Source organism: Microcoleus sp. Pol10D4 (assembly GCF_036701555.1).
Taxonomy (GTDB): Bacteria; Cyanobacteriota; Cyanobacteriia; order Cyanobacteriales; family Microcoleaceae; genus Microcoleus.
Map to the genome: position 1 here is coordinate 23,038 of NZ_JAUBRA010000079.1, position 6,399 is coordinate 29,436.

Sequence of the window (6,399 nt, forward strand, 5' to 3'; positions counted from 1 at the left end):
GAGGCTTGTCTTAAGGAGCCAGAGTGAGAAAATCGAGAGAAGTAATAGTATTATCAGCCCCAAAAACCTGAGCCAAAACCTCCCCAGTCGCCGCAACTTGTAGCAGCGTGCCATTCACCGTCGGGTTAATTTGCAAAGCCTCAAAACTCAAACCACCAGCCAGAACAAACTTATCAGCTCCTACGGAAAAATTGAGAACTGTATCAATACCGCTATTAGCGCTTAACACAAAGTGATCATTCCCAGTGCCCCCAATCAAAGTATCATCTGAGCCATCACCAAACAGCCAGTCATCCCCTGCACCCCCATTGAGAATATCGCTATCTTTCCCTCCGTAAATAGTGTCATTACCATCATCACCATTGAGAGCATCTTGACCTTCATTGCCATATAACAGGTCATCGCCACTACCACCATTAATACAGTCTTGCTGGCCGTTTTCACCCACAGCGCCTCGCAGATTTTCCCCGCGATCGCCACTAATGGTATCGTTACCTTCATCGCCACACAAAATATCGCTGCCCGAGTCGCCGTACATCAAGTCGTTGCCAGCATCTCCCTGTACAACATCGTCATCCTTGCCACCACGAAGGGTATCGTTACCAAAACCCCCATCAAGCGAGTCGGAACTCTCACCCCCATTGAGGAAGTCATTTCCATCTCCCCCAAACAGCAAGTCGCGGCCGTTGGCATCCAACACTAACTCGTTTTGCAAACTACCGTAAAGCGAATCGTCTCCCTCGTCGCCGACAATGGTGTCGGAACCGAGTTCACCCCAAATCCGGTCATTATCTTTGCCACCATAAACTAAGTCATTACCTTTGCCGGCAAAAATGCTATCGTTACCGCTGCCACCGCCGATGATATCGCCGGTGTCGTTGCCAAAAATTAAATCACCTTCATCCGTGGCAACACTACTGCCAAGTTGAGTGCCGTAGTCGCCGACTATGGTGTCGGAACCTTGATTGCCGTAGAGAGTATCCGAGTCTGTTTCGCCGAAAATGCCATCAGCCGCTTTGCCTCCAAACAACAAATCTCGGCCGTTGCCACCTCGCAAGGTATCGTCTTGTTCTTCGCCGTTAAGTAAGTCGTTGCCATCGCCTCCTGTCAGCAAATCGAAGCCGTCGGGGTCACTGTCTAGGGAGTTGAGGAGGCCACCAAACAAAGAGTCGTCTCCGTTGTCGCCCCAAAGGGTGTCCGGGCCTTTGTCACCCCAAATCAGGTCGTTGTCGATGCCACCGTAGGCGATGTCGCCAGCTTTGCCGGAGTAAACGGTGTCGGAACCTTGGTTGCCTGAAATAGCGTCGCCTGAAGACCCGCCGAAAATCAGGTCGCCGTCGTTACCAGTCAAGTCGATGTTGTTGCCGTTGTCGCCGACTATGGTGTCGGCACCGCGATCGCCGTACAATGTGTCGGAGTTGCGATCACCAAAAATGCGATCGCCCGCTTTGCCGCCAAATACGGCATCGGTTTGTTTGCCGGCGTACACGATGTCGTTGCTTCTACCGGCAGCTATGTAATCTCGCTGTTGTTCGCCGAAAATGAGATCGCTGCCGCCTTCACCTAATACTGTGTCGTCGCCACTTTTGGCAAGAAACAGTTGGTTGGTTTCGTTTCCTGTTAAGGAATCGTTTCCGGGAGTGCCTCTCATCGTGTTTTGGATGTCGATGAGTTGGGCGGCGTTGGAGTCGAAGTTGAGTATTTGTGAAGGCTGGGGTGGGATAAATCTGATCAGAGGGGGTTGGGGCAAGGGGTCGCAACCGCAACTGGTATCGGGTTCGGGTACTCGGTTGAATATCGGGCTTGGTTCGGGCGCTGGTGTTGGTTCTGGGGCGGGTATGGGCGTCGGTGTTGGTGGTGTTGGTTTTGGCGCGGGTATGGGCGTCGGTGTTGGTGTTGGTGTTGGTGGTGTTGGTGGTGTTGGTGGTGTTGGTGTTGGTTCTGGCGCTGGTGTTGGTGTTGGTTCTGGCGCTGGTGTTGGTGTTGGTTCTGGCGCTGGTGTTGGTGTTGGTGGTGTTGGTGTTGGTTCTGGCGCTGGTGTTGGTGTTGGTGGTGTTGGTGGTGTTGGTGTTGGTGGTGTTGGTGGTGTTGGTGTTGGTTCTGGCGCTGGTGTTGGTGTTGGTGTTGGTGGTGTTGGTGTTGGTGGTGTTGGTGGTGTTGGTGTTGGCGCGGGTGTTGGTGGTGTTGGTGTTGGTGTTGGCGCGGGTGTTGGTTCGTTCAGGGGAATGGCAGAGACAGTAGCGCTGGCGGGGCTGGTAGCGCCCTCGTTGTCTGTAGCGGTGTAGGTGAAATTTGCTGTTGTAAAGTTGGCTGTCGATTGGAAAAATAATTGGTTAATGTCAGCAGGTGTCAGAATTTGACCGGCGCGGATAATCCTGCCCCCAGTATCGGGATCGCCTAAAAATATCAGCCCTTCATTTGCTGGTGGGACGGTGTTGATGGTGAAAGATTCGATCGACCCGTCTGGATCTGTGCCGCCTAGTCCTGCGATCGCCACAGTGCTGCTGGGGGCGATATCGAGGTCGACGTTGTTAGCTACTGGCGGTTTGTTTGGCACCGGCTCCAGTGCCGATACAGTAGCCCTGGCGCGGCTGGTAGCGCCCTGGTTGTCTGTAGCGCTGTAGGTGAAATTTGCTGTTGTAAAGTTGGTTGTCGATTGGAAAAATAATTGGTTAATGTCAGCAGGTGTCAGAATTTGACCGGCGGTGACAATCGTGCCCCCGGTATCGGGATTGCCTAAAAATATCAGCCCTTCATTTGCTGGTGGGACGGTGTTGATGGTGAAGGATGCGATCGAACCGTCGGGATCACTTCCTCCGAGTCCTGCGATCGCCACAGTGCTGCTGGGGGCGATTTCGAGGTTGACGTTGTTAGCTATCGGCCGTAGGTTGGCGGGAGTCGGAGTCGGTGCAGGTGGGGGAGTCGGAGTCGGTGGGAGTGGGGGAGTCGGAGTCGGGGCAGCGGCGATGCTGGTGGTAACAGTTGCGCCGGGCTCGCTGCCGTTGTTGTTGCCGGGATTCGGGTCTGGGCTTGTTGAGGTACTTCTCGCCGTGTTGCTGACAGTGCCGGTCGCCAGGGCTGGGAATCTGACAGTCCGGCTGACAGTCAAGCCGTCAGCTAAGCTGGCAATGGGCGGAAAGCTGACAATGCCTGTGGCTGGGTTGTAAACACCTCCGTTAGATGCTGTGACCCCCGTTAAACCGGGAACGATGGTGTCTGTAACGGTGATGTTGGTGGCGGTACTGGGCCCTCTGTTTTCGGTGAGAATTGTGTAGGTGACAGTCGATCCGGCGATCGCAGTAGCGGGCCCGGTTTTGAGCGTAACTACATCGGCACTATCGGTGATAGTAGTGGTGACTCGCGCCGACGGGCTGCTGCCGTTGTTGTTGCCGGGATTGGGGTCTGGGCTTGTTGAGGTGCTGCTAGCAGTGTTGGCGAGGGGGCCCCCGGTGGCGGGAACTGCGAAACTGACGGTTCTGTTGGCGCTGGCTGCGGTGGCTAGGGATGGGATGGCCGTCCAAGTCACAATACCTGTCGTTGCATTGTAACTTCCGCCCTCCGAGACGCTGACTCCTGTTAAACCAGGAACAATGGTGTCGCTGATCGCCACATTGGTTGCCGCACTCGGCCCACTGTTAGTGGCCGTAATTGTGTAGGTGACTGTCGAGCCCGCGGCCGCTGTAGGGGGCCCGCTTTTGACCGTCACTACATCGGCGCTATCGTTCGTAATAGTGGTGGTGACTCTCGCCTCCGGGCTGCTGCCGCTGTTGTTAGCGGGTACGGGATCGATCGTGCTGCTGCTGCTGAATACACTGTTTGTAATAGGGCCGAGTGTAGTTGGGGCCGTAATAGTTACTGTGCGGGTCTCGCTGCCCCCAACCGGTAAATTCGGAATATTCCAGGAAACCAGTCCCGTTGTCGGGTTGAAAGTGCCGTCGCCCTCGGCACTGCCAAATACTGCCCCATCGGGCAATTGATCTTCAACCACCACATTTTCGGCGTCGTTCGGGCCGTTATTTACCGTCGTAATTGTGTAAGTAATGCTGCTACCCGGTGCCGCTGCCGCCGGGCCTGTTTTCGTTGAGGCAACATCTGCTGTAGTAAGCGGCACGTCTATAGTTTGGATAGACAAAGTGCGAACGTCGTGAATATTTGTTGCGTCTCCCGTTGAACCAGCAAAACCAAATTTGAATGTTGCCGGTATTGGCTCGTTTATCTCCTCTTCTAAATTTGCAATGTCGATAATAGTCTCGCCCTCATCTGTAAACACATCATTATTGTTGAGATCAAAGTTAACAGTGAGACGGTTTGGCGTTGCAGAAGTGGGAGGTTGCAAAATAACTTGAACTCTTCTTCTGGCTGGTTCGCGAGTGGTAGTAATTGGGTTGATCGGCGGAGTTACGAAATTGGGAATATTATCTACTCCCCCCGACACAAAGTTAGAAGTTAAAAACTTATATTCACTAGCTTCGCTACCTCGAAGCGTTACCGAGTCTGGTCTAATCCCACCCGGAATTCCACCTACACGCCCTTCATTTTGAGTTGAAAAACTTCCGAATTCATCAAATCCAATTCCTAAATAACCTCCGAGTAAACCAGACTGATTTTCGTCTGTATTTTGGGCGTAGCCGAGAGAACCTCCAAAGCCTCCAGCTTTTGTTGGCGTCACAGTACCGTCAATTAAAAAGAAACTTATGCCGTCCCCTGTCAAATTGGCGGGAATCGGAGGACGTGAAGTGCCGTTGTAGGCAAATATATCGAAGACAATTTTAAGACCGCTGCTGACTGGTACCTGACTGTTATAGATGGCAAAGGTAGATTGGTCAAAACTCCTTGAAGTTAATCTCAAAGCCCCGGTGCCCAGCGGGTCGATGTTCAAACCCGGAAAACTCTCCGTTCCGGTTCCTGCTGTTAAAGCTGGAAGGTCTGACGGGCCGCTGACCCCAGATATCCAAGGCCCTATTAGACTTGCGTCTTGAAAAGTTTCGTCAACTAAAGTGACGAGGACAGCGCTGTAAGTTTCCTGGGTTTTTGTTTCAAAAGCTATTGCAGTTTTTACTCGTCCTGCTCTAATATTTAATTGCCAGTTCCCTCCTAATTTTTTACTACCAATTAAATTGTTGGAAGCGGCTATATTTGCGCCTGTTAATTCTCTCAGCTTCCGCACGAAAGCAATCCCGGATTTTCCAGCCCCAACCCTGCACGCTAATAATAAAATATCGGCTTTTTCACTAAAGGCCTTGTGCCACTGCTGCAAATGCCGATCGTACTTTGGTAAGTTTTCATCCTTCAGTATAGTTGACCCCAGTTGCACAGAACCTTCATTGCCGTGAGCAACTATCTGAAGGCTGGCAATTAAGCTGCGTTTAGCTAGGATCTCGGTAATTTGTTCTACTCCGTCCAGAGTTCGATCCAGGACAATTATCTCTGTCCCTGGTTTGACTCCGCTGGCAAGATGCTGATAATTCTCTACCCTCGGGTCGATGCAAACTAAATGTTTTTTAGGTTTAGTCTTGACGCCCGGACTCCCTTTTGTTAAACAGGAAATATTGATCACCCGATCACTGACTAACTGCGCCCCAATCAAAGAAGCTTTTATGCAGTCGGTGTCACAGCGATCGCAACTTGATTTGTGAATTGGCGAAGAGTAGTTGCACCATAAATTTTTCATGAGTTACATAGCTCCTTGATTTGTTAATTTTCAATCTTCAGTGGTAGATATTATTGTTAATTGCTAATGGAAATTTCTAATTGCTAATTTCTCTACTTCGCATAGTTAACAAGTTCTATTTACTTCGATTTTTTTGTTATCGACATCTTCCAAAAGTAGCAGTTCCCTATATTTGCCTGGTAAATTAGGGGTTTTTCAGCCAATTCAGACGTGGTGCTAAATTATTTTACGATTAGAAAAAACACACACGTTGTACGAAAATACACCGCGCAATTCGATTTTTTTTACCTAAAAGCAGTTGACAAGTATTCGTTAGTGTAGTAAGCGTGGCTTAATTTATCAGATTTTTATTAAGACTTGAGTTCTTATCAAAACCAATTTTAGGGCTGTCAATCAGCAGAATCTCAGATAATCTATATTTCACTCAAACAATGGTTATAATAAATTTTGTAGTTATCAACTTCTTTTTTTGACTTTTATCCGAAATAAATCACTAATTAAAAACTAATTTTAGGGTCGTCAGGAAGTCGAATTACCCAATAATTCACTAGGTTGATTTTTCTGACTTTTTAAATATTAAAAAACTCGATTTATTTAATAATAAATCGAGTTCTATAATATTAGGAAAAATGCAGCATATTGAAGGCGCTTTTGTCTTAAGGAGCCAGAGTGAGAAAATCGAGAGAAGTAATAGTATTATCAGCCCCAAAAACCTGAGCCAAAACCTC

1 protein-coding gene is annotated in these 6,399 nt (G+C 49.7%); it reads right to left on the reverse strand.

Annotation, left to right across the window (positions count from 1 at the left end; translation table 11 throughout):
* Positions 1–10: 10 nt before the first annotated feature.
* A complete protein-coding gene (locus QUA36_RS27005; RefSeq protein WP_333459690.1) occupies positions 11–5,671 on the reverse strand; it encodes a DUF4347 domain-containing protein in 5,661 nt (1,886 codons plus the stop codon).
* Between the last annotated feature and the right edge of the window lie 728 nt (positions 5,672–6,399).